The organism is Blastococcus saxobsidens (assembly GCF_010682065.1).
Taxonomy (GTDB): Bacteria; Actinomycetota; Actinomycetes; order Mycobacteriales; family Geodermatophilaceae; genus Blastococcus; species Blastococcus saxobsidens_B.
Genome location: NZ_JAAGWG010000013.1, coordinates 90,721 through 114,540 on the forward strand (window position 1 = coordinate 90,721; position 23,820 = coordinate 114,540).

Annotated in this window: 27 protein-coding genes; 3 read left to right on the forward strand and 24 right to left on the reverse strand. The window is 69.0% G+C overall.

All coding sequences use genetic code 11. The annotated features are described in order from the left end of the window. Positions 1–35 precede the first annotated feature (35 nt). The 22 genes from rplR to rpsL all read right to left on the reverse strand — a co-directional run bounded on the left by rplR (position 36) and on the right by rpsL (position 13,336). Positions 36–443, reverse strand: coding sequence for a 50S ribosomal protein L18 (gene rplR, locus GCU60_RS10730; RefSeq protein ID WP_163204994.1), 408 nt, complete (start codon positions 441–443; stop codon positions 36–38). Next, positions 443–982 (reverse strand): 50S ribosomal protein L6, encoded by a 540-nt coding sequence (gene rplF, locus GCU60_RS10735; protein ID WP_163204996.1) that lies wholly within the window; start codon positions 980–982, stop codon positions 443–445. Before rplF ends, rplR begins: the two co-directional genes overlap by 1 nt. Before the next feature lie 12 nt (positions 983–994). Next, positions 995–1,399 carry a 30S ribosomal protein S8 gene (rpsH, locus tag GCU60_RS10740; protein ID WP_430537417.1) on the reverse strand — a complete coding sequence of 135 codons (405 nt, stop codon included), beginning with the start codon at positions 1,397–1,399 and terminating at the stop codon, positions 995–997. 138 nt (positions 1,400–1,537) lie between these two features. Beyond that, a complete protein-coding gene (locus GCU60_RS10745; RefSeq protein WP_014377980.1) occupies positions 1,538–1,723 on the reverse strand; it encodes a type Z 30S ribosomal protein S14 in 186 nt (61 codons plus the stop codon). Between the two features lie 19 nt (positions 1,724–1,742). Continuing rightward, the gene (gene rplE / locus GCU60_RS10750; RefSeq protein WP_163205000.1) at positions 1,743–2,327 is read right to left on the reverse strand and encodes a 50S ribosomal protein L5; all 585 of its coding nucleotides are present in this window, start codon (positions 2,325–2,327) and stop codon (positions 1,743–1,745) included. A 4-nt stretch (positions 2,328–2,331) separates the two neighbouring features. Continuing rightward, entirely contained in the window at positions 2,332–2,667 is a 336-nt protein-coding gene (gene rplX / locus GCU60_RS10755) for a 50S ribosomal protein L24 (RefSeq protein WP_430537418.1), read from the reverse strand. A gap of 2 nt (positions 2,668–2,669) precedes the next feature. After that, complete coding sequence (rplN, locus tag GCU60_RS10760) at positions 2,670–3,038, reverse strand: 50S ribosomal protein L14 (RefSeq protein WP_014377983.1); 369 nt, start codon at positions 3,036–3,038, stop codon at positions 2,670–2,672. Positions 3,039–3,260: 222 nt separating this feature from the next. Further along, positions 3,261–3,551 (reverse strand): 30S ribosomal protein S17, encoded by a 291-nt coding sequence (gene rpsQ, locus GCU60_RS10765; RefSeq protein ID WP_163205002.1) that lies wholly within the window; start codon positions 3,549–3,551, stop codon positions 3,261–3,263. After that, positions 3,548–3,781 carry a 50S ribosomal protein L29 gene (gene rpmC / locus GCU60_RS10770; protein WP_089336468.1) on the reverse strand — a complete coding sequence of 78 codons (234 nt, stop codon included), beginning with the start codon at positions 3,779–3,781 and terminating at the stop codon, positions 3,548–3,550. The genes rpsQ and rpmC overlap by 4 nt, the downstream gene beginning before the upstream one ends. Continuing rightward, a complete protein-coding gene (gene rplP, locus GCU60_RS10775) occupies positions 3,781–4,197 on the reverse strand; it encodes a 50S ribosomal protein L16 (RefSeq protein ID WP_104523783.1) in 417 nt (138 codons plus the stop codon). Before rplP ends, rpmC begins: the two co-directional genes overlap by 1 nt. Before the next feature lie 4 nt (positions 4,198–4,201). Continuing rightward, on the reverse strand, positions 4,202–5,137 hold the full coding sequence (gene rpsC, locus GCU60_RS10780) for a 30S ribosomal protein S3 (protein WP_163205004.1): 936 nt from the start codon (positions 5,135–5,137) through the stop codon (positions 4,202–4,204). Beyond that, complete coding sequence (rplV, locus tag GCU60_RS10785) at positions 5,137–5,601, reverse strand: 50S ribosomal protein L22 (RefSeq protein ID WP_163205006.1); 465 nt, start codon at positions 5,599–5,601, stop codon at positions 5,137–5,139. Before rplV ends, rpsC begins: the two co-directional genes overlap by 1 nt. Positions 5,602–5,621: 20 nt before the next feature. Further along, complete coding sequence (gene rpsS, locus GCU60_RS10790) at positions 5,622–5,903, reverse strand: 30S ribosomal protein S19 (RefSeq protein ID WP_029340037.1); 282 nt, start codon at positions 5,901–5,903, stop codon at positions 5,622–5,624. 23 nt (positions 5,904–5,926) lie between these two features. Beyond that, the gene (gene rplB / locus GCU60_RS10795) at positions 5,927–6,760 is read right to left on the reverse strand and encodes a 50S ribosomal protein L2 (RefSeq protein WP_163205008.1); all 834 of its coding nucleotides are present in this window, start codon (positions 6,758–6,760) and stop codon (positions 5,927–5,929) included. A 74-nt stretch (positions 6,761–6,834) separates the two neighbouring features. Beyond that, the gene (gene rplW / locus GCU60_RS10800) at positions 6,835–7,137 is read right to left on the reverse strand and encodes a 50S ribosomal protein L23 (protein WP_163205009.1); all 303 of its coding nucleotides are present in this window, start codon (positions 7,135–7,137) and stop codon (positions 6,835–6,837) included. Next, entirely contained in the window at positions 7,134–7,925 is a 792-nt protein-coding gene (rplD, locus tag GCU60_RS10805; protein ID WP_345770529.1) for a 50S ribosomal protein L4, read from the reverse strand. Before rplD ends, rplW begins: the two co-directional genes overlap by 4 nt. Continuing rightward, the gene (gene rplC, locus GCU60_RS10810; RefSeq protein ID WP_163205011.1) at positions 7,922–8,587 is read right to left on the reverse strand and encodes a 50S ribosomal protein L3; all 666 of its coding nucleotides are present in this window, start codon (positions 8,585–8,587) and stop codon (positions 7,922–7,924) included. Before rplC ends, rplD begins: the two co-directional genes overlap by 4 nt. Positions 8,588–8,602: 15 nt before the next feature. After that, positions 8,603–8,908 (reverse strand): 30S ribosomal protein S10, encoded by a 306-nt coding sequence (rpsJ, locus tag GCU60_RS10815; RefSeq protein WP_014377994.1) that lies wholly within the window; start codon positions 8,906–8,908, stop codon positions 8,603–8,605. A 115-nt stretch (positions 8,909–9,023) separates the two neighbouring features. Beyond that, complete coding sequence (gene tuf, locus GCU60_RS10820; RefSeq protein WP_014377995.1) at positions 9,024–10,217, reverse strand: elongation factor Tu; 1,194 nt, start codon at positions 10,215–10,217, stop codon at positions 9,024–9,026. Positions 10,218–10,306: 89 nt separating this feature from the next. Next, positions 10,307–12,406: an elongation factor G gene (gene fusA / locus GCU60_RS10825; RefSeq protein WP_163205013.1), complete on the reverse strand. Its 2,100-nt coding sequence runs from the start codon at positions 12,404–12,406 to the stop codon at positions 10,307–10,309. Between the two features lie 85 nt (positions 12,407–12,491). Next, positions 12,492–12,962, reverse strand: coding sequence for a 30S ribosomal protein S7 (gene rpsG / locus GCU60_RS10830; RefSeq protein ID WP_104527747.1), 471 nt, complete (start codon positions 12,960–12,962; stop codon positions 12,492–12,494). Then, positions 12,962–13,336 (reverse strand): 30S ribosomal protein S12, encoded by a 375-nt coding sequence (gene rpsL, locus GCU60_RS10835; RefSeq protein WP_014377998.1) that lies wholly within the window; start codon positions 13,334–13,336, stop codon positions 12,962–12,964. The genes rpsG and rpsL overlap by 1 nt, the downstream gene beginning before the upstream one ends. A gap of 549 nt (positions 13,337–13,885) precedes the next feature. Between rpsL and GCU60_RS10840 the strand changes: the two genes are divergently transcribed. From GCU60_RS10840 to GCU60_RS10850, 3 genes are all read left to right on the forward strand, one after another. Then, entirely contained in the window at positions 13,886–14,926 is a 1,041-nt protein-coding gene (locus tag GCU60_RS10840; protein WP_163205015.1) for an LLM class F420-dependent oxidoreductase, read from the forward strand. Between the two features lie 62 nt (positions 14,927–14,988). Next, complete coding sequence (locus GCU60_RS10845; RefSeq protein WP_163205017.1) at positions 14,989–15,417, forward strand: hypothetical protein; 429 nt, start codon at positions 14,989–14,991, stop codon at positions 15,415–15,417. After that, complete coding sequence (locus GCU60_RS10850) at positions 15,407–15,709, forward strand: transcriptional regulator (RefSeq protein WP_163205019.1); 303 nt, start codon at positions 15,407–15,409, stop codon at positions 15,707–15,709. The genes GCU60_RS10845 and GCU60_RS10850 overlap by 11 nt, the downstream gene beginning before the upstream one ends. A 162-nt stretch (positions 15,710–15,871) precedes the next feature. On the opposite strand, the gene GCU60_RS10855 is transcribed toward GCU60_RS10850, so the two are convergent. Together GCU60_RS10855 and rpoB are read right to left on the reverse strand one after the other, a co-directional pair. Continuing rightward, positions 15,872–19,777 carry a DNA-directed RNA polymerase subunit beta' gene (locus GCU60_RS10855; RefSeq protein WP_163205021.1) on the reverse strand — a complete coding sequence of 1,302 codons (3,906 nt, stop codon included), beginning with the start codon at positions 19,775–19,777 and terminating at the stop codon, positions 15,872–15,874. A gap of 93 nt (positions 19,778–19,870) precedes the next feature. Further along, entirely contained in the window at positions 19,871–23,377 is a 3,507-nt protein-coding gene (gene rpoB / locus GCU60_RS10860; RefSeq protein ID WP_239520896.1) for a DNA-directed RNA polymerase subunit beta, read from the reverse strand. Positions 23,378–23,820 lie beyond the last annotated feature (443 nt).

The window sequence follows — 23,820 nt, forward strand, 5'->3', positions numbered from 1 at the left end:
GATCTGCTCGGTCGTGCTGCTACGGGTGGCGGTCATCAGAAGTCCAGCCCACCCTCACGGGCACCGTCGGCGAGGGCGGCGATGCGCCCCGCGTACCGGTTGCCACCACGGTCGAGGACGACGGCGGTGTAGCCGGCGGCCTTCGCGCGCTCGGCGATGAGCGCACCCACCTGGCGGGCCAGGGCGGACTTGTCGCCCTCGGCGCCACGCAGGCCGGCGTCCATCGTCGAGGCGCTGGCCACCGTGCGACCGACGGTGTCGTCGACCAGCTGCACGTGGATGTGCCGCGAGCTGCGCTTGACCACCAGGCGCGGACGCTCCGGCGTGCCGGAGACCCGCTTGCGCAGCCGGTTGTGACGACGGAGCCGCGAAACGCGGCGCGCCGTGCTGATGTCGGTTCCGACGGGCTTGTGGACCCGAACGGCCTTCTCTGCCTGAGCCATCACTTACCCGTCTTCCCGACCTTGCGCTTGACGACCTCGCCCTGGTACCGCACGCCCTTGCCCTTGTACGGGTCGGGCTTGCGGATCTTGCGGATCTTGGCTGCGACCTCGCCGACCAGCTGCTTGTCGATGCCGCTGACCCGCAGGCGGGTCGGGGACTCGACGGCGAAGGTGATGCCCTCGGGCGCCTCCACCGGAACCGGGTGGCTGAAGCCCAGGGCGAACTCGAGGTTCGAGCCGCGGGCCTGGACGCGGTAACCGACGCCGACGATCTCGAGGGTCTTCGTGTAGCCCTCGGTGACACCGGTGATCATGTTGGCGATGAGCGTCCGGGACAGCCCGTGCAGGGCCCGGTTCTGCCGCTCGTCGTTGGGCCGCTGCACCAGCAGCGTGCCGTCGTCGCTGCGCTCGACCGTGATCGGCGTCGCGACCGTGTGCGAGAGGGCGCCCTTGGGGCCCTTCACGTTCACCATCTGGCCGTCGATGGCGATGTCCACGCCACCCGGCACGGGAATCGGCAGTCGTCCGATCCGTGACATCTCGCTCGCCCCTTACCAGACGTAGGCGAGGACTTCCCCACCCACGCCCTTCTTGTTCGCCTGCTTGTCGGTCAGGAGCCCGGTCGACGTCGAGATGATCGCGACGCCGAGGCCGCCGAGGACCTTGGGCAGGGCCGTGGACTTCGCGTACACCCGCAGACCGGGCTTGGAGACCCGGCGCACGCCGGCGATGCTCCGCTCGCGGTTCGGGCCGTACTTGAGGTCGATCACGAGGTGCTTGAAGGTGTGGCCGTCCTTCTCGACGTCGTCGACCTTCCAGCCGGCGATGTAACCCTCCTGCTGGAGGATCTCCGCGATGTGCGTCTTCAACTTCGACGACGGCATGGACGCAGAGTCGTGGTACGCCTGGTTGGCGTTCCGCAGACGCGTCAGCATGTCCGCGATCGGGTCGGTCATCGTCATGGTGTCTGGTGCCTCTCTCGCCGCGGTTCCACGTGCGCTGGGTCTCGGAGACTTGGCGCGGGGCCTGTCGGCGATCGGTGGTGCTGTGGTCCGGCCGGTGCTCGTGCCCCGGCCGGGTCGTACGGCTGCGACTTACCAGCTGGACTTGCGGACGCCCGGGAGCTCCCCGGCGTGCGCCATCTCCCGCAGGCAGATCCGGCACAGGCCGAACTTGCGGAAGACCGCGTGCGGACGTCCGCACCGCTGGCAGCGGGTGTAACCGCGGACCGCGAACTTCGGCTTGCGGGCCGCCTTGTTGATCAGAGCCTTCTTGGCCATCTGTCTCTCCTGCCCCGGCTCAGCGGGTCGTGTTCACGACGGTCAGGCCGGCGAAGGGGAACCCGAGCTGGCGGAGCAGCTCGCGACCCTCCTCGTCGGTCGTGGCGGTGGTGACCAGCGTGATGTCCATACCGCGCGGCCGGTCGATCTTGTCGACGTCGATCTCGCGGAACATCGACTGCTCGGTCAGGCCGAACGTGTAGTTGCCGTGGCCGTCGAACTGCTTGGCGGACAGGCCGCGGAAGTCGCGGATACGCGGCAGGGCCAGGGCCAGCAGGCGGTCCAGGAACTCCCACATGCGGTCGCCGCGGAGGGTGACCTTCGCGCCGATCGGCATGCCCTCGCGGAGCTTGAACTGCGCGATGGACTTGCGGGCTCGCACGACGGCCGGCTTCTGACCGGTGATGGCGGTGAGGTCGCGGACCGCGCCGTCCATCAGCTTGGCGTCGCGGGTGGCCTCGCCGACGCCCATGTTGACCACGATCTTGGTCAGACGCGGGATCTGCATGACGTTCTCGTAGCCGAACTCCGACTGGAGCGCGGGGACGATCTCGTCGCGGTAGTAGGAGAGCATGCGGGGCAGCTCACGGGTGGGTGCGCTCATGAGGTCAGAGGTCCTTACCGGTGCGCCGCGAGACCCGGATGCTGCGGCCTTCCTCGTCCTTGCGGATACCGACCCGGGTCGGCTTGTCCTCGGAGTCGATCACCATCACGTTGCTCACGTGGATGCGCGCCTCCTGCGTGACGATCCCGCCCTGCTGGGCGCCGCGCTGCGTCGAGCTGATGCGGGTGTGCTTCTTCACCCGGCCGACGCCCTCCACCAGGACCTTCTGGTCCTTCGGGTAGGCCGCGATGACCCGGCCCTTCGCGCCCTTGTCCTTGCCGGACAGCACGAGGACCGTGTCGCCCTTCTTGACCTTCATCGAGGGGGTCTTCTCCGCCATGATCACAGCACCTCCGGCGCGAGCGAGATGATCCGCATGAAGCGCTTGTCGCGGAGCTCACGGCCCACGGGGCCGAAGATGCGCGTCCCGCGCGGGTCGCCGCTGTCGCGGATGATGACCGCGGCGTTCTCGTCGAAGCGGATGTAGGAACCGTCCGGACGACGGCGCTCCTTCACCGTGCGGACGATAACGGCCTTGACCACGTCGCCCTTCTTGACGCCGGCACCGGGCAGTGCGTCCTTCACGGTGCCGACGATGACATCGCCGATGCCTGCGTAGCGCCGCCCGGAACCGCCGAGCACGCGGATGCAGAGGATTTCCTTTGCACCGGTGTTGTCGGCGACTCGCAGTCGCGACTCCTGCTGGATCACGCCTACTCCCAAATATTGTTGTGACAGCCGGGCCGGAACGGTGAACCGGCTGTCCGGCACCCGCGTGCGGACGCACCGGCGGCCGAAGCTGCCGGTGCGTCCGAGGCACGGGTACCGGGATGCGGCGCGCACCCGGGGGGCGCGCCAGTCGTCCAGCCTACTCGTTGCTGCTGGACGTGCGCGAGGCGGCCCTGGCGGGCCGCACGCGCGCGGGTGCTGGTGCTACTTGGCCTTCTCGATGACCTGCACGAGCCGCCACCGCTTGGTGGCCGACATCGGACGGGTCTCCATGATCTGCACGCGGTCACCGATGCCGGCGTCGCCCTGCTCGTCATGGGCCTTCAGCTTGCTGGTCCGCCGGATGACCTTGGCGTACAGGCCGTGCTTCACGCGGTCCTCGACCTCGACGACGATGGTCTTCTCCATCTTGTCGCTGACGACGAGGCCCTCGCGGACCTTGCGGTAGCCACGGCCGGCCAGGCCGGGGCCGGTCGACTCCTGGGTCTCGCTCATGCCACACCCTCGTTCGGGGCGACCGAGAGACCCAGCTCGCGCTCGCGCATGATCGTGTAGATCCGGGCGATGTCGCGGCGGACGGTCTGCAGTCGCCGGTTGTTGTCCAGCTGGCCGGTGGCCACCTGGAAGCGCAGGTTGAACAGTTCTTCCTTGGACTCGCGCAGCCGCGCAGCGAGCTCGTCGACAGAGAGCTCGCGCAGCTCGGGAGCGGTCAGACCGGCGGCCATCACACTTCTCCTTCACGCGTGATGAAGCGGCACTTCATCGGCAGCTTGTGGATCGCGCGGCGCATGGCCTCACGGGCCACGGGCTCGGCGACACCGGACAGCTCGAACAGCACGCGGCCGGGCTTGACGTTGGCCACCCACCACTCGGGCGAACCCTTACCGGAACCCATGCGGGTCTCGGCGGGCTTCTTGGTCAACGGACGGTCCGGGTAGATCGAGATCCACACCTTGCCGCCACGCTTGATGTGCCGGGTCATCGCGATACGAGCGGACTCGATCTGGCGGTTGGTCACGTAGGCGGGCTCGAGAGCCTGGATCGCGAACTCACCGAAGTTGATCTCGGTGCCACCCTTGGCCCGGCCGGAGCGGCTCGGGTGGTGCTGCTTGCGGTGCTTGACGCGCCGTGGGATGAGCATGGCGTCAGGCCCCCTGTTCCGGACTCGTCGTGTTCTCGGTGGCCGTGGTCTCGGCGGCCGCGGTGGCCTCCGGGCCGGCGGCCTCGGCAACGGTCTGCTCGGGCGCGACCTCACCGGACGTCTGCGCGACGACGGCCTCGGGCGCCGTGGCGTCCGCGACCGGCCCGGTGGAGGACTCGACTGCGGCGCGACCGGCCTCGGTCCCGCCAGCGGTGGTGCCCGACGAACCAGAACGACGCTGCGGGCGCTGGGCCCGCTCGCGGCGCTGCTGGCGGTCGGCCAGCGCCTCGAGGGCGGCGCGCTCGGCCCGGGAGCCGCTGACGTCGCCCTTGTAGATCCACACCTTGACGCCGATGCGACCGAAGGTCGTACGGGCCTCGTAGATGCCGTAGTCGATGTTGGCGCGCAGGGTGTGCAGGGGCACGCGGCCCTCGCGGTAGAACTCCGAGCGGCTCATCTCGGTGCCGCCGAGGCGGCCCGAGCACTGCACCCGGATGCCCTTGACCTGCGGGCTGCGCTGCGCGGACTGCATCGCCTTGCGCATGGCACGGCGGAAGCTGACCCGGCTGGAGAGCTGCTCGGCCACGCCCTGGGCGACCAGCTGCGCGTCGGACTCGGGGTTCTTGACCTCGAGGATGTTCAGCTGCACCTGCTTGCCGGTGAGCTTCTCGAGCTCGCCGCGGATGCGGTCGGCCTCCGCGCCACGACGGCCGATGACGATGCCCGGCCGGGCGGTGTGGATGTCGACGCGGACCCGGTCGCGGGTTCGCTCGATCTCGACCTTGGAGATGCCGGCCCGCTCCATGCCCTTGGACATGAGCTTGCGGATCGCGACGTCTTCCTTGACGTAGTCCTTGTACAGCTTGTCCGCGTACCACCGGGACTTGTAGTCGGTGGTGATCCCGAGCCGGAACCCGTGCGGGTTGACCTTCTGACCCACTAGCGGGTCCCTCCCCTCGTGTTGTTCGTCTGCTGGGTGGCCGGGCCCGACATGCCGGTGTCCCGGCGCGCCTTGCGCGACTTCTGCGCGAGGACGTCGCTGGTGGCGACCTCGCTCACCTCGACGGTGATGTGGCTGGTCCGCTTGTTGATGCGGAACGCACGACCCTGCGCACGCGGACGGATCCGCTTGAGGGTGGGGCCCTCGTCGACGTAGGCGGCGCTGATCACCAGCGCTGCCGGGTCGAGCTGCAGGTTGTGCTCGGCGTTGGCCACCGCGCTGGCGACCACCTTGGCCACCGGCTCGCTGGCCGACTGCGGGGCGAACCGCAGCAGCGCCAGGGCCTCATCGGTCGGCAGGTAGCGGATCATGTCCACCACCCGGCGGGCCTTCATGGGAGTGACGCGGACGAACCGGGCCGTAGCCCGGGCGACCGGCGCCTCCTGTCCCAACTGGGAAGTCATCTGTTTCTCTCTCTACCTGGTCAGCCCCGCCGCGAGCGGCGGTCGTCCTTGATGTGCCCACGGAAGGTGCGCGTGGGAGCGAACTCGCCGAGCTTGTGCCCGACCATCGCCTCGGTCACGAACACCGGCACGTGCTTGCGGCCGTCGTGCACCGCGAGGGTGTGGCCCAGCATGTCCGGGATGATCGTCGAACGGCGTGACCAGGTGCGGATCACGTTCTTGGTGCCCTTTTCGTTCTGAGCGTCCACCTTCTTGAGCAGGTGGTCGTCGACGAACGGGCCCTTCTTCAGGCTGCGTGGCATCTCTGTCGGACTCCTCTTCCCGCTCAGCGCTTCTTGTTGGCGCGCCGGCGGCGCACGATCAGGGCGTCACTGGCCTTCCGCTTGCGCGTACGACCCTCCGGCTTGCCCTTGGGGTTCACCGGGTGACGACCACCGGAGGTCTTGCCCTCACCACCACCGTGCGGGTGGTCCACCGGGTTCATGGCGACACCGCGGACGGTCGGGCGCTTGCCCTTCCACCGCATGCGGCCGGCCTTGCCCCAGTTGATGTTCGACTGCTCGGCGTTGCCCACCTCGCCGACGGAGGCGCGGCAGCGCACGTCGACGTTGCGGATCTCGCCCGAGGGCATGCGCAGCTGCGCGAAGCGACCCTCACGGGCGACCAGCTGGACGCTGGTACCCGCGGAACGGGCGATCTTCGCGCCGCCACCGGGACGGAGCTCGATGGCGTGAACCACGGTGCCGACCGGGATGTTCCGGAGCGGCAGGTTGTTGCCGGGCTTGATGTCGGCCGCGGGGCCGCACTCCACCGTGTCGCCCTGCTTCAGGCGGGCCGGCGCGATGATGTAGCGCTTCTCGCCGTCGGCGTAGTGCAGCAGCGCGATGCGCGACGTGCGGTTCGGGTCGTACTCGATGTGCGCGACCTTGGCCGGCACGCCGTCCTTGTCGGCCCGACGGAAGTCGATGACCCGGTACGCGCGCTTGTGACCGCCGCCCTGGTGACGAGCGGTGACCTTCCCGTGCACGTTGCGCCCGCCCCGACCGTGCAGCGGTCGGACCAGCGACTTCTCGGGGTGGTCGCGGGTGACCTCGGCGAAGTCGGCGACGCTGGAGCCGCGTCGGCCCGGCGTCGTCGGCTTGTACTTGCGGATAGCCATTGCTGACTCAGTCCCTGTCTTCTATCTCTGGTCCGTGGATCCGGGTGGAGGGGTGGGCCGGAGGCCCAGCCGCCTCAGGCGCCCGGGCCCCCGAAGATCTCGATGCGGTCGCCCGCGGCCAGCGACACGATGGCGCGCTTGGTGTCCTTGCGCTTGCCCATCTGTGCGCCCCGGCTGCGCTTGCGCTTGCCCTGGCGGTTGATCGTGTTCACGCCGAGGACCTTCACGTTGAAGATCTGCTCGACCGCGATCTTGATCTGCGTCTTGTTGGCTTCCGGCAGCACGATGAACGTGTACTGGTTCGCCTCGAGGAGCCCGTAGCTCTTCTCGGAGATGACCGGGGCGAGCAGGACGTCCCGGGGGTCGCGGACGCTCATGCCTTCTCCTCGGTGGTCTCTTCGACGGTGCCCTCGCCGACGGCGGGGGCGATGGACGGGAAGCCACCGGGGATCTCGGAGGTGGCGAGGTCGGGCAGGTCGGCGCCGGAGCGCTTGCCCTTGACCGGGCCGGCCACGAACTCCGCGAGCGCGGCCTCGGTGAAGATGACCTCGTCGGACACCAGCACGTCATAGGTGTTCAGCTGGCCGGCCTCGATGAGGTGCACCTCGGGGACGTTGCGCAGGCTGACCCAGTTGAGGACGTCGTCGCGGTCGAGCACGATCAGGACCCGCTTGGCCTGGGTCACCGCGTGCAGCGTCGCGAGGGCTGCCTTCGTCTTCGGCGCATCGCCGTCCACGAACGCGGAGACCACGTGCACCCGGCCCTCGCGGGCCCGGTCGGAGAGGGCACCGCGCAGGGCGGCGGCCTTCATCTTCTTCGGGGTCTTCTGCTCGTAGTTCCGCGGCTGCGGACCGTGGACGATGCCACCGCCGGCGAACTGCGGCGCGCGGGTCGAGCCCTGACGGGCGCGGCCGGTGCCCTTCTGGCGGTAGGGCTTGGCGCCACCACCGCTGACCTGGCCACGCGTCTTGGTCGAGTGCGTGCCCTGACGCGCCGCGGCGAGCTGCGCCACGACGACCTGGTGCATGAGCGACACGTTCGCGTTGGCGTCGAAGAGGTCACCGGGCAGCGTCACGCTGCCGGTGGTCTCGCCGGCCGGGGTACGGACGTCGACCTGCCGGTCGGCGCGCGCCGCGGCGGCGGCGCTGTTGATGGACGTGGTCACTTGTTGTCACTCCCCACGGGGCCACCCTTGACGGCCGAGCGGACCAGCACGAGGCCGCCCTTCGGACCGGGGATGGCGCCCTTGATCAGCAGGAGGCCGCGCTCGGCGTCCACCTTGTGGACCACCAGCGACAGGGTCGTCGTCTTGACCGCACCCATGCGGCCGGCCATCTTCAGGCCCTTGAAGACGCGGCCGGGCGTCGAGGCCCCACCGATCGAACCGGGCGACCGGTGCTTGCGCTGGGTACCGTGCGACGCGCCGAGGCCCTTGAAGCCGTGACGCTTCATGACGCCGGCGGTGCCCTTGCCCTTGCTGGTGCCGATGACGTCGACCTTGGCCACGCCGTCGAACACGTCGGCGGTCAGCTCCTGGCCGACCGTGTAGTTGCCGGCGTCCTTCGTGCGCAGCTCCACCAGGTGACGCCGCGGCGTCACGCCCGCCTTGGTGAAGTGCCCGCCCTCGGGGCGGTTCACCTTGCGCGGGTCGATCTCACCGAAGCCGAGCTGGACGGCGGAGTAGCCGTCCACCTCGGGGGTGCGCACCTGGGTCACCACACACGGGCCCGCCTTGACGACGGTCACCGGCACGAGACGGTTGTTCTCGTCGAAAACCTGGGTCATCCCCAGCTTCTCGCCGAGGAGACCGCGAAATGTGCTCGCCATGTCTGCTGACTGCCCTTACTGAATGTTGACGTCGACCGAGGCCGGCAGGTCGATGCGCATCAGCGCGTCGACCGTCTTCGGCGTCGGGTCGAGGATGTCGATGAGCCGCTTGTGCGTGCGCATCTCGAAGTGCTCGAACGAGTCCTTGTACTTGTGCGGCGAACGGATCACCGCGTACACGTTCTTCTCCGTCGGCAGCGGCACGGGGCCGACCACTCGCGCTCCGGTCTTCGTGACCGTCTCCACGATGCGTCGCGCCGAGGCGTCGATCGCCTCGTGGTCATAGGCCTTCAACCGGATGCGGATCTTCTGTCCCGCCATCGCTGTCTTCTGCTCCTGCCGATCGGTTGTGAAAGTTCGAGTGGGTCTGCTGACCCGCGGGTCGACGACCCGGGTGAGGGGCGGCGGCCGGGTCCCGGCCGCCGCCCGTCAGGTGTTACTTGTTGATCTTGACGACCCGGCCGGCGCCGACGGTACGGCCACCCTCACGGATGGCGAACCGCAGGCCCTCCTCCATGGCGATGGGCTGGATGAGCTCCACCGTCATCTCGGTGTTGTCGCCCGGCATGACCATCTCGGTGCCGGCGGGCAGGGTCACGACGCCGGTCACGTCCGTGGTCCGGAAGTAGAACTGGGGACGGTAGTTGTTGAAGAACGGCGTGTGACGGCCACCCTCGTCCTTCGAGAGGATGTAGACCGAACCCTCGAAGTTGGTGTGCGGGGTGATCGAGCCGGGCTTCACGACGACCTGGCCGCGCTCCACGTCCTCGCGCTTGATGCCGCGGAGGAGCAGACCCACGTTGTCGCCGGCCTGACCCTGGTCGAGCAGCTTGCGGAACATCTCGACGCCGGTGACGGTCGTCTTCGTCGAACCCTCGCGGATACCGACGATCTCGATCTCCTCGGAGACCTTGACGATGCCACGCTCGACGCGGCCGGTGACGACCGTGCCACGACCGGTGATGGTGAAGACGTCCTCGACGGGCATGAGGAACGGCTTGTCGATCTCGCGCTCCGGCTCCGGGATCGCGGTGTCGACGGCGTTCATCAGCTCCATGAGCTTGTCGCCCCACTCGGCGTCGCCCTCGAGCGCCTTGAGCGCGGAGACGCGGACCACGGGGACGTCGTCGCCCGGGAACTCGTACTCGCTGAGGAGCTCGCGGACCTCGAGCTCGACGAGCTCCAGGATCTCCTCGTCGTCGACCATGTCGGCCTTGTTCAGGGCGACGACGATGTAGGGGACGCCGACCTGGCGGGCCAGGAGGACGTGCTCCTTGGTCTGCGGCATCGGGCCGTCGGTGGCGGCGACCACGAGGATCGCGCCGTCCATCTGGGCCGCACCGGTGATCATGTTCTTGATGTAGTCGGCGTGCCCGGGGCAGTCGACGTGCGCGTAGTGACGGTTCTCCGTCTGGTACTCGACGTGCGCGATCGAGATCGTGATGCCGCGAGCCTTCTCCTCGGGCGCCTTGTCGATCTGGTCGAACGCGGACGCCTCGTTGAGGTTCGGGTACTTGTCGTGCAGGACCTTGGTGATCGCCGCGGTCAGCGTCGTCTTGCCGTGGTCGATGTGCCCGATGGTGCCGATGTTGACGTGCGGCTTGGTCCGCTCGAACTTGGCCTTGGCCACTGGGTTCCTCTCCTCGTGGTTACGCAGGTGGTGCGTGCTCTGGGGTGGGGTGGTGCTCGGGGAGTGCGGGCGGGATCGCCCGCACTCCGTTACTCGCCGGTCGCCTTGGCGATGATCTCCTTGGCGACGTTGGCCGGGACCTCGGCGTACGAGTCGAACACCATCGAGTAGCTCGCCCGTCCCTGGGTGCGGCTGCGCAGATCGCCCACGTAGCCGAACATCTCCGACAGCGGCACCAGTGCCTTGACGATGCGGGCGCCGGAGCGCTCCTCCATCGCCTGGATGATCCCGCGGCGGGAGTTGAGGTCGCCGATGACGTCGCCCATGTTCTCCTCGGGCGTGGTCACCTCGACCGCCATGAGCGGCTCGAGCAGGGCCGGGCTGGCCTTGCGCGCCGCCTCCTTGAAAGCGATCGAGCCGGCGATCTTGAAGGCCATCTCCGAGGAGTCGACCTCGTGGTACTGCCCGTCCAGCAGGCTCGCCTTGACGCCCACCATCGGGTAGCCGGCCAGGACGCCGTACTGCATGGCGTCCTGCATGCCCGCGTCGACCGAAGGGATGTACTCCTTCGGGATGCGGCCACCGGTGACCTTGTTCTCGAACTCGTAGGTCGCCGAGTCGCCGCTCATCTCGAGCGGCTCGATGGCGATCTGCACCTTCGCGAACTGACCGGACCCACCGGTCTGCTTCTTGTGGGTGTAGTCGTAGCGCTCGACGGCCTTGCGGATCGTCTCGCGGTAGGCCACCTGCGGCTTGCCGACGTTGGCCTCGACGTTGAACTCCCGGCGCATGCGGTCGACGAGGATCTCCAGGTGGAGCTCGCCCATGCCCGAGATGACCGTCTGACCGGTCTCCTCGTCGAGACGGACCTGGAACGTCGGGTCCTCCTCGGCCAGCTTCTGGATCGCCGTGCCGAGCTTCTCCTGGTCGGACTTCGTCTTCGGCTCGATGGCCACCGAGATGACCGGCGCCGGGAACGTCATCGACTCCAGGATGACCGGCTTCTGCGGGTCGCAGAGGGTGTCACCGGTCGTCGTCTGCTTGAGGCCGTTGACCGCCACGATCTGACCGGCACCCACGCCATCGCGCTCCTCGCGCTTGTTGGCGTGCATCTGGTAGATCTTGCCGATCCGCTCCTTGCGGTCCTTGGTGCTGTTCAGCACCGGCGAACCGGCGTCCAGGCGACCGGAGTACACGCGGACGTAGGTGAGCTTGCCCAGGTGCTGGTCGGTCTGGATCTTGAAGGCCAGCGCCGAGAACGGCTCGTCCTCGTCGGCGTGCCGCAGGACCTCGGTCTCGCCGTCCAGCGCGGTGCCGACGATCGCCTCGATGTCGAGCGGGCTGGGCAGGTAGTCCACGACCGCGTCGAGCAGCGGCTGCACGCCCTTGTTCTTGAAGGCGGTGCCCGTCAGGACCGGGTTCACCTGACCACCGATGGTGGCCTTGCGGATCGCGGCCTTCAGCCGGTCGACCTCGATCTCCTCGCCACCGAGGTAGTCCTCCATGAGCGAGTCGTCGAAGTCCGCGATGTTCTCGAGCAGCTTCTCGCGGTACTCGGCGGCCTGGTCGGCGAGCTCGGCGGGGATCTCCTCGACGGCGTAGTCCTCGCCCATCTTGGTCTCACCGCGCCAGGTGAGGGCCTTCATGGTGACCAGGTCGACGACGCCGATGAAGTCGGCCTCGGCACCGATCGGCAGCTGCAGCACCAGGGGGTTGGCCCCGAGCCGCTCCACCATCATGTCGACGCAGCGGAAGAAGTCCGCGCCGGTGCGGTCGAGCTTGTTGACGAAGCACATGCGCGGGACGCCGTACTTCTCGGCCTGCCGCCAGACCTGCTCGGTCTGCGGCTCGACGCCGGCGACACCGTCGTAGACCGCGACGGCACCGTCGAGGACGCGCAGCGAACGCTCCACCTCGACGGTGAAGTCCACGTGCCCGGGGGTGTCGATGATGTTGATGTCGTGGTCGTTCCAGGTGCACTTCGTCGCGGCGGACGTGATGGTGATGCCGCGCTCCTGCTCCTGCTCCATCCAGTCCATCGTTGCCGCGCCGTCGTGGACCTCACCGATCTTGTACGTGATACCGGTGTAGAAGAGGATGCGCTCGGTCGTGGTGGTCTTGCCGGCGTCGATGTGCGCCATGATCCCGATGTTCCGGGTCTTGCGGAGCTGGGCCTCGTTGCTGGCCATTACTTCTCCTCTTGGATCTGGTCCGCGTGCGGGTTCCGGGGGTGGCCCGGACGTCCCGCCGGCCGCGGGTGCTGATGGACGGACGTCACCAGCGGTAGTGCGCGAAGGCCTTGTTCGACTCGGCCATCTTGTGCGTGTCCTCGCGCCGCTTGACGGCGGCACCCAGACCGTTGCTCGCGTCGAGCAGCTCGTTCATCAGACGCTCGGTCATCGTCTTCTCGCGGCGCGCCCGGCTGTACTGGATCAGCCAGCGCAGGCCGAGCGTGGTGCTGCGAGAGGCGCGGACCTCGACCGGGACCTGGTAGGTCGCGCCACCGACACGGCGGCTGCGGACCTCGAGGGACGGCTTCACGTTGTCCAGCGCGCGCTTGAGCGTGACGACCGGGTCGGTGTCGCTCTTGGCACGGGCGCCCTCGAGGGCGCCGTAGACGATCGCCTCGGCGACGGAGCGCTTGCCGTCGACCAGCACCTTGTTCACCAGCTGGGTGACGAGGGGCGACTGGTACACCGGGTCGGCGATCAGCGGGCGCTTCGGCGCGGGACCCTTGCGCGGCATTAGCTCTTCTCCTTCTTGGCGCCGTACTTGCTACGAGCCTGCTTGCGGTTGCGGACGCCCTGGGTGTCCAGCGAACCGCGGATGATCTTGTAGCGCACGCCCGGGAGGTCCTTCACCCGGCCGCCGCGCACCAGCACCATCGAGTGCTCCTGCAGGTTGTGGCCGACGCCCGGGATGTAGGCGGTCACCTCGATGCCACTGGTGAGGCGGACGCGGGCGACCTTCCGCAGCGCCGAGTTCGGCTTCTTCGGCGTGGTCGTGTACACGCGGGTGCACACGCCGCGGCGCTGGGGGGAACCCTTCAACGCCGGCGTCGTGGTCTTGACGACCTTGTCCTCGCGGCCCTTGCGGACCAGCTGGTTGATCGTGGGCATGGGTGGCCTGGATCTCCTACCTGCGCTGGGTGGTGCTCATCGATTGCCTGCCGACTGCTCTGTTCTGCTGGTGGTGCTCGGGTGCCGGCCCCCGGTGGGGAACCTTTCCGATCCCGGCCGTGTTCCACCTCCGGTCCACGCGGTCGGGTGTGTCGCCCTACCCCGGACCGGTCCGATGAAGGACCGAACTCGGTTGCCCCTCGCGACTCGGCGCCGCCACCCTCCGGTCACCGCGTCGGACGCGGCCCGGCGGATGGTCCCCGGCGACCAGGAGGAATTCCACCTCTGGCCGCCCAGGCGCACCGCGAACGGGAGCAGGCCCAGGGCACCCTGGGCACGGCTGACCACGATACCCGTGCCACCTGGGCCGGTCAAAGCCGGGTCCCTCACACCTTGTCGACAGGGCGACAGGAGGGAGGCGGGCACGAGCCGAGTGGCCGGACACTACCGCCGTCGGCGGGCGGAGCACAGCTCCTCCGCTCCCCCGCGCGGCGACCGATACCGTGCGGAGCGGCGCCAACGGTGGCGCCGGGGAACAGAGGAGTGCACGTGCGCATCGGCATCCAGGCCAGCTACAGCGGCGGCTTCCAGGAGACGGCGGCGGAGATCCGCGACCTCGAGGCGGCCGGCCTCGACATCGCCGCGGTGGCCGAGGTCTACACGTTCGACGCGGTCAGCCAGCTGGGCTACCTGGCGGCGGTCACCGAGCGGGTGGAGCTGCTCAGCGCCATCCTGCCGATCTACAGCCGCACGCCGGCCCTGACCGCGATGACCGCGGCCGGGCTGGACTTCGTCTCCGGCGGCCGCTTCACCCTGGGACTGGGCGCCTCCGGACCGCAGGTCATCGAGGGCTGGCACGGGCTCCCCTACGACGCCCCGCTGCAGCGGACCCGCGAGGTCGTGGAGATCTGCCGCCAGGTGTGGCGCCGCGAGCGGCTCGACCACCAGGGCAAGAAGTACACCGTGCCGCTGCCGGCCGACCAGGGCACCGGCCTGGGCAAGCCGCTGAAGCTGATCAACACCCCGGTCCGCGAGCGCGTCCCCGTGATGCTCGCGGCACTCGGCCCCAAGAACGTGGAGCTGGCGGCCGAGATCGCCGAGGCCTGGGAGCCGATCTTCTTCGTGCCGGAGAAGGCCGCGTCGGTCTGGGGCGACTCCCTCGCCGCCGGCCGGGCCAAGCGCGACCCGGCACTGGGCGAGCTGCAGGTGATCACCGGCGTCCCCGTCGCCATCGGCGACGACGTCGAAGGGTTGCTGGACCTCGTCCGCCCGGCGCTGGCGCTCTACATCGGCGGGATGGGCGCCCGGGGCAAGAACTTCTACAACGACCTCGCCGTCCGCTACGGGTACGAGGCCGAGGCCAAGCAGATCCAGGACCTCTACCTGGACGGCAAGAAGGACGAGGCCGCGGCGGCAGTGCCGGACGACCTGGTCCGGGCGTCCTCCCTGATCGGGCCGGAGTCCTACGTCGCCGAGCGGATCGCCGCCTTCGCCGAGGCCGGCGTGACCACCCTGATGCTGCAGCCCCTCGACGGCAGCCGCGAGGCCCGCCTGAGGACCGTGGAGACCATGAAGCGCCTGGCGGGCTGACTCGACCCTCGCACTCCCGTCGGGGGTTTCCATACCGGAAACAGTGAGCTACTGTTTCCGGTATGGAAACTCCGTCCCCGGAGGAAGCGCGCGCCGCGTTGGACCAGTTGTCCGCGGACGAGAGCGCCGTCCGCTACCCGCCTCTCCCCCGCTGGTTCTTCCTCGCCCAGGCTGCCCTGGTCGCCGGCATCTGCCTGGCCCAGCTGCTGCCCCGCTCCGATGCGCGCAACGCCATGTTCGGGGCGGCGGTCGTGGCCGTCGTGCTCGGTGGCAGGTACTGGTTCCACCGCCCCCAGGTCGCCTGGGTGGCGCCGTCGGCGCGCGACATGTTCCCGTTCCTCGCCGCCCTGCTCGCCGTGGCCGTGGCCTGCCTGGTGGTCGACGCGACGACCGGCGCGGAGTGGATCTGGATCGCCGGCGCAGTGGTCGCGGCCGGCATCGTGCTGTTCACCGGCCACGCCTACCGGAGGGCCCACGGCGATGCCGCCTGAGGCACCGGCGTTCGACGAGGTGATCCACGCCCCGCAGCGGCTGCGGATCTGCGCGGCCCTCAGCGCCGCCCACAAGGTGGAGTTCGGCTTCCTGCAGGAGCGGCTGGGGCTGTCCAAGTCCGCGCTCAGCAAGCACCTGTCCCACCTCGCCGATGCGGGCTACGTCAGCCAGGACCGGGCCGTGCGCGACGCGCGGAGCCGGCTGTGGCTCTCCCTCACCCCGGAGGGCAGGCGCGCCTACGCGAGCCACGTCCGGGCGCTCCAGGAGATCGTGGGCAGCACGGACGGCTGACGACCGTCGTCCTCCCTCGCCGTTCCGGGTCCTCCCTCGTGGTCGACCGCGCGGGAGGACCCCTGATGATCAGGAGGCCTGATCATCACGGCACGCCCGGACGCGAAAGGGCCCCGCAGGCAGATGCCTGCGGGGCCCTTTCGTCACTGCGTGGCTAGGGGATCAGCCTCGCCAGTCGTACTCCTCGAGACGCACGGCCTCGCCGGTGCCCTGACCGAAGACGTCCGGGCTGTAGTACTGCCCGTCGTCGTACCCGGCCATGGTGTAGACGGCGGCACGCGCCTCCTCGGTCGGCTCGACCGTGATGTTCCGGTAGCGGCTGATACCCGTACCCGCCGGGATCAGCTTTCCGATGATCACGTTCTCCTTGAGGCCGAGCAGGCTGTCGCTCTTGCCCTGGATCGCCGCGTCGGTGAGGACCTTCGTCGTCTCCTGGAAGGAGGCGGCCGACAGCCACGACTCGGTCGCGAGCGAGGCCTTCGTGATGCCCATGAGCACCGGACGGGCCGAGGCCGGCTCGCCGCCCTCGGCGACGACACGGCGGTTCTCGGTCTCGAACAGCGTCCGCTCGACGAGCGCACCCGGCAGGAACTCCGTGGCGCCCGAGTCGATGATGGTCACCCGCTTCAGCATCTGGCGGATGATCACCTCGATGTGCTTGTCGTGGATCGACACGCCCTGGCTGCGGTAGACCTCCTGGACCTCGCGGACCAGGTGCAGCTGCACCTCGCGCGGGCCCATGATCCGCAGCACCTCGTGCGGGTCGACGGCACCCTCGGTCAGCTGCTCGCCGACCTCGACGTGCGCACCGTCCTCGACCCGCAGCCGCGAGCGACGCGACAGCTTCTCGTAGACGACCTCGTCGGAGCCGTCGTCCGGGGTGATGGTCAGCTTGCGGAACTGCTCGCTGTCCTCGATCCGGACGGTGCCGGCGAGCTCCGCGATCGGCGCCTTGCCCTTGGGGACACGGGCCTCGAAGAGCTCGACCACACGCGGCAGACCGTGCGTGATGTCGGCACCGGCCACACCACCGGTGTGGAAGGTGCGCATCGTCAGCTGCGTGCCGGGCTCACCGATGGACTGGGCGGCGATGATGCCGACGGCCTCGCCGACGTCCACCAGCTTGCCCGAGGCCAGCGAGCGGCCGTAGCAGGTCGCACAGGTGCCCAGCAGCGACTCGCAGGTGAGCACGCAGCGGACCTTGACCTCGGCCACGCCGGCGTCGATCAGCGTCTGGATGAGCACGTCGCCCAGGTCGGCGTTCGCCGGGGCGATGACCGTCCCGTCCTCGGCCACCACGTCGGCGGCCAGGGCGCGGGCGTAGACGCTGGTCTCCACGTGCGCGTCACGGGTGACGACGCCGTCGACGAGGGTGCCGATCGGCATGAGCACGCCGCGCTCGGTGCCGCAGTCCTCCTCGCGGATGATGACGTCCTGCGACACGTCCACCAGACGACGGGTGAGGTACCCGGAGTCGGCGGTCCGCAGGGCGGTGTCCGCGAGACCCTTGCGGGCGCCGTGCGTGGAGATGAAGTACTCCAGCACGGACAGACCCTCCCGGAAGTTGGCCTTGATCGGCCGCGGGATGATCTCGCCCTTCGGGTTGGCGACCAGACCACGCATACCGGCGATCTGGCTGATCTGCATCATGTTGCCTCGGGCGCCCGAGTTGACCATGACCCAGACCGGGTTGGTGGTCGGGAAGTTGTCCACCATCGCCTGGGAGACCTCGGCCCGCGCGCGGGTCCAGATCTCGATCAGCTCGCCACGACGCTCGGAGTCGGTGATGACGCCGCGCTCGTACTGCTTCTCGATCTTGGCGGCCTCGGCCTCGTGCCGGTCCATGATCTCGCGCTTGGCCGGCGGGGTCACGACGTCGTCGATGGCGATCGTGACGCCGGAACGGGTGGCCCAGCGGAAGCCGGCCGCCTTGAGGGCGTCCAGCGTCGCCGCCACCTGCACCTTGGGGTAGCGCTCGGCGAGGTCGTTGACGATCGCCCCGAGCTCCTTCTTCGGCACCTGGTAGTTGACGAAGCGGTAGTCCTCGGGCAGGGCCTCGTTGAACAGCACCCGGCCCAGGCTGGTCTCGACGACGGAGGGCTGCCCCGGCGTCCAGTCCTCGGGCTGCGCCCAGGCCTCGTTGACCTTGCCGTTGTCGACACCGAACACCTCGTCGAGGCGGATCAGCGCGCGCTCCTGCAGGCCCAGGGCACCCATGTCGTAGGCCATGAGGGCCTCGGCCGCCGAGGCGTAGGCCGCCGGACGGCCACCATCGGCCTCGTGCCGCGAGGGCACCAGGGTCGTCAGGTGGTAGAGCCCCAGCACCATGTCCTGGGTCGGCGCGGTGATCGGACGACCGTCGGCCGGGCTCAGGATGTTGTTCGAGCTCAGCATCAGGATCCGGGCCTCGGCCTGCGCCTCGGCCGACAGCGGCAGGTGCACCGCCATCTGGTCACCGTCGAAGTCCGCGTTGAACGCGGTGCAGACGAGCGGGTGGATCTGGATGGCCTTGCCCTCGACCAGCTGCGGCTCGAAGGCCTGGATGCCCAGACGGTGCAGCGTCGGCGCGCGGTTCAGCAGCACCGGGTGCTCGGTGATGACCTCTTCCAGCACGTCCCAGACCACGGGGCGCGCACGCTCGACCATCCGCTTGGCGGACTTGATGTTCTGCGCGTGGTTGAGGTCGACCAGCCGCTTCATGACGAAGGGCTTGAAGAGCTCCAGGGCCATCTGCTTGGGCAGACCGCACTGGTGCAGCTTCAGCTGCGGGCCGACGACGATGACCGAACGGCCGGAGTAGTCGACGCGCTTGCCGAGCAGGTTCTGGCGGAACCGGCCCTGCTTGCCCTTGAGCAGGTCGCTCAGGGACTTCAGGGGACGGTTGCCCGGACCGGTGACCGGCCGGCCGCGACGGCCGTTGTCGAACAGCGCGTCCACGGACTCCTGGAGCATCCGCTTCTCGTTGTTCACGATGATCTCGGGCGCGCCGAGGTCCAGCAGACGCTTCAGCCGGTTGTTCCGGTTGATCACGCGGCGGTAGAGGTCGTTCATGTCGCTGGTGGCGAAGCGGCCACCGTCGAGCTGCACCATCGGGCGCAGGTCCGGCGGGATGACCGGGACGCAGTCCAGCACCATGCCCATGGGCGAGTTGCGGGTCTGCTGGAACGCCGCGACGACCTTCAGCCGCTTGAGGGCCCGCAGCTTGCGCTGGCCCTTGCCGCTGCGGATGGTCTCGCGCAGCGAGGCGGCCTCGGCGTCGAGGTCGAAGCCGGCGAGCAGCTTCTGCAGCGCCGCGGCGCCCATGCCGCCCTCGAAGTACTCACCGAAGCGGTCGCGCAGCTCGCGGTAGAGGCCCTCGTCGGCGATGAGCTGCTTGACCTCGAGCTTGCGGAAGGTGTCCATCACCTCGTCGAGGCGGTCGATCTCCCGCTGCGAGCGGTCGCGGAGCTGGCGCATCTCGCGCTCGCCACCCTCGCGGACCTTGCGGCGGACGTCGGACTTGGCGCCCTCCGCCTCGAGCTCGGCCAGGTCGGCCTCGAGCTTCTGCTGCCGCGCCTCGACGTTGGCGTCGCGCTGGCCCTCGAGGTTCGACTTCTCGGCGCTGATCTCGGCCTCGATGGTCGGGAGGTCGCGGTGCCGCGCCTCGTCGTCGACCGAGGTGATCATGTAGGCCGCGAAGTAGATGATCTTCTCGAGGTCCTTCGGCGCCAGGTCGAGCAGGTAGCCCAGGCGCGAGGGCACGCCCTTGAAGAACCAGATGTGCGTGACCGGCGCGGCCAGCTCGATGTGGCCCATCCGCTCGCGACGCACCTTGGCGCGAGTGACCTCGACGCCGCAGCGCTCGCAGATGATGCCCTTGAACCGGACGCGCTTGTACTTACCGCAGTAGCACTCCCAGTCCCGGGTGGGACCGAAGATCTTCTCGCAGAAGAGACCGTCCTTCTCCGGACGGAGGGTCCGGTAGTTGATGGTCTCGGGCTTCTTCACCTCACCGTGGCTCCACTGGCGGATGTCGTCGCCGGTGGCCAGCCCGATGCGGAGCTCGTCGAAGAAGTTGACGTCGAGCAAGGTGTGACCCCTTTCAGGGGCTAGTGCTTCGCTTCTATGACTTGGAGGGGGTGGCCGGCCGGCCCCGGTTGCTCAGGGCCGGCCGGCTACCGATCAGACGTCTTCGACGGACGACGGCTCGCGGCGGGACAGGTCGATGCCCAGCTCCTCCGCGGCCCGGAAGACCTCGTCGTCGGTGTCGCGCAGCTCGATGGCGTTGCCGTCGCTGGAGAGCACCTCGACGTTCAGGCAGAGCGACTGCAGCTCCTTGAGCAGCACCTTGAACGACTCCGGGATGCCGGGCTCGGGGATGTTCTCGCCCTTGACGATGGCCTCGTAGACCTTGACGCGGCCGAGGATGTCGTCGGACTTGATGGTGAGCAGCTCCTGCAGCGCGTACGCGGCGCCGTAGGCCTGCATCGCCCAGCACTCCATCTCGCCGAAGCGCTGGCCACCGAACTGCGCCTTACCACCCAGCGGCTGCTGCGTGATCATCGAGTACGGGCCGGTCGAACGGGCGTGGATCTTGTCGTCGACCAGGTGCAGCAGCTTCAGGATGTAGACGTAGCCCACGGCGATCGGCTCGGGGAAGGGCTCCCCGGAACGACCGTCGAACAGCCGGGCCTTGCCGGTCTCCTTGACCATCCGGTTGCCGTCGCGGTTCGGCGTCGTCGAGCCGAGGAGGCCGATGAGCTCGTCCTCCTTGGCGCCGTCGAACACCGGGGTCGCGGTGCGGGTGCCCGGCGCAGCCGACCTGGCCGCCTCGGGCAGGTTGGCCGCCCAGTCCGGGGTGCCCTCGACGTCCCAGCCCTGCTTGGCGATCCAGCCCAGGTGCATCTCCAGCACCTGGCCGACGTTCATGCGGCCGGGGACGCCGAGCGGGTTCAGGACGATGTCGACCGGGGTGCCGTCCTCGAGGAACGGCATGTCCTCCTGCGGCAGGATCTTCGAGATGACGCCCTTGTTGCCGTGGCGTCCGGCGAGCTTGTCGCCGTCGGAGATCTTGCGCATCTGGGCGACGTAGACCCGGATCAGCTCGTTGACGCCGGCGGGCAGCTCGTCACCGTCCTCGCGCGAGAACACGCGGACGCCGATGACCTTGCCGGACTCACCGTGCTTGACCTTGAGCGACGTGTCGCGCACCTCGCGGGCCTTCTCGCCGAAGATCGCCCGCAGCAGCCGCTCCTCCGGGGTCAGCTCGGTCTCGCCCTTCGGCGTCACCTTGCCCACCAGGATGTCGCCGGGGACGACCTCGGCACCGATGCGGATGATGCCGCGCTCGTCGAGGTCGGCCAGCACGTCCTCGGAGACGTTCGGGATGTCCCGGGTGATCTCCTCGGCGCCGAGCTTGGTGTCGCGGGCGTCGACCTCGAACTCCTCGATGTGGATCGAGGACAGGACGTCGTCCTGCACGAGGCGCTGCGACAGGATGATCGCGTCCTCGTAGTTGTGGCCCTCCCACGGCATGAAGGCGACGAGCAGGTTCTTGCCCAGCGCCATCTCGCCCTGGTCGGTGCACGGACCGTCGGCGATGACCTGACCGACCTCGACCCGCTGGCCCTCCTGGACCACGGGCGACTGGTTGATCGAGGTGCCCTGGTTCGAGCGGCGGAACTTCAGCAGCCGGTAGGTCTGCCGGGTGCCGTCGTCGGCCATGACCGTGACGTAGTCGGCGGTGGAGTCCTCGACGACACCGGCCTTCTCCGCGACGACGACGTCGCCGGCGTCCACGGCGGCACGCAGCTCCATGCCGGTACCGACCAGCGGGGCCTCGCTGCGCAGCAGCGGCACCGCCTGACGCTGCATGTTGGCGCCCATGAGCGCGCGGTTGGCGTCGTCGTGCTCGAGGAACGGGATCATCGCCGTCGCGACCGAGGTCATCTGCCGCGGCGAGACGTCCATGTAGTCCACGTTCTCGGGGGCGAGGTAGTCGACCTCACCGCCCTTGGTGCGGACCAGGACGCGCTCCTCGGCGAGGCGACCCTGCGCGTCGAGCGGGCTGTTGGCCTGCGCGACGACGAAGCGGTCCTCCTCGTCGGCGGTGAGGTAGTCGATCTGGTCGGTGACGGTGCCGTTCTCCACCTTGCGGTACGGCGTCTCGATGAAGCCGAACGCGTTGACCCGGCCGAACGAGGACAGCGAGCCGATCAGGCCGATGTTCGGGCCTTCCGGCGTCTCGATCGGGCACATGCGGCCGTAGTGGCTCGGGTGGACGTCACGGACCTCCATGCCGGCGCGCTCACGGGACAGACCACCGGGGCCCAGCGCCGACAGGCGGCGCTTGTGGGTCAGGCCCGCGAGCGGGTTGGTCTGGTCCATGAACTGCGACAGCTGGCTGGTGCCGAAGAACTCCTTGATGGAGGCGACGACCGGCCGGATGTTGATCAGGGTCTGCGGCGTGATCGCCTCGACGTCCTGGGTCGTCATCCGCTCGCGGACCACGCGCTCCATGCGGGAGAGGCCGACCCGGATCTGGTTCTGGATCAGCTCGCCGACGGTGCGCAGGCGACGGTTGCCGAAGTGGTCGATGTCGTCGGTGCCGTGGTCGGGCTCGCCGGCGTGGAGACGCACGACGTACTCGATGGTGGCGACGATGTCGTCCTCGGTCAGCGTGGTGGTGCTCTGCGGCACCGAGACGCCCAGCTTCTTGTTGACCTTGTACCGGCCGACCTTGGCCAGGTCGTAGCGCTTGCTGTTGAAGAACAGGTTCTCCAGCAGCGCCTGCGCCGACTCGCGCGTCGGCGGCTCGCCCGGACGCAGCTTGCGGTAGATGTCGAGCAGGGCCTCGTCCTGCCCGGCGATGTGGTCCTTCTCCAGCGTGGCCAGGACCGTGGGCGACCACTGGAAGTGCTCGCGGATGCGGTCCTCGCCCCAGCCGAGGGCCTTGAGCAGGACGGTGACCGGCTGGCGGCGCTTGCGGTCGATGCGGACGCCGACGGTGTCGCGCTTGTCGACGTCGAACTCCAGCCACGCACCGCGGCTGGGGATGACCTTGGCGCTGAAGACGTCCTTGTCCGACGTCTTGTCCAGCGTCTTGTCGAAGTAGACGCCGGGGCTGCGGACCAGCTGGGAGACGACGACGCGCTCGGTCCCGTTGATGACGAACGTGCCCTTGTTCGTCATGATCGGGAAGTCGCCCATGAACACCGTCTGGCTCTTGATCTCACCGGTGGTGTTGTTCATGAACTCGGCGGTGACGAACAGCGGCGCCGCGTAGGTCATGTCCTTGTCCTTGCACTCCTCGAGGGACGCCTTGACGTCCTCGAAGCGCGGGTTGGAGAAGGACAGCGACATCGAGCCGCTGAAGTCCTCGATCGGGCTGATCTCCTCGAGGATCTCCGCGAGACCGCCGACGGCGTCGGCCTGCTCCTCGGGCGACAGCGTGCCGCGCCACTCGGGGCTGCCGACCAGCCAGTCGAACGAGGCGGTCTGCAGGGCGAGCAGGTCCGGGACCTCGAGGGGCTCGGAGATCTTGGCGAACGAGACGCGCAGCGGAGCGCCGGGGATCTTCTGCTGGTCGGCCTCGCCGGTGCGGGGGCCGTTCTGCGTGACCGGGGTGGTCTGGGTGCTACCCGACTCGGTGGTGCCGGGGGTGATGCTGGTGGGGCGAGAGCCTGCCAAGATGCGTCCTTCCAAGGACCTCACGACGTGCGGGCGGTGGAGTGCGGGTCGTCCTGGGTCGTCGTCGGTAATGGCGAGGCTGTCCGCGACGGCCGCGATCGCCCGCTACGACGGTCACAGCGCAGGTGGAGCCGGGAAAGATTCCCGGGCACCCGTAGTGACCCGTCTCGGCGGGCAGGCAGTCAGAGGGCAGCGCAACAGGAGACCCTACCCCTGGTGTTGCACAGTGTCCACGTCGGGGGTACCGGTGCGACCGGTGCCACATCCGCAGGATGCGCGGGCTCCCGGGATCCGGGGCCGGCGGGGTGTGCGCCTGGCGACCACTATGACAGCCGATCGCTGCTCCTGGGACCGCCACGCCGCGCCCGCGGCGAAAGGCGGCGCCCGTACCGGCCCGGGAGACGGCACCGGTGCCGGGGCCCGCCGCCGGCCGGCGAGCGGCC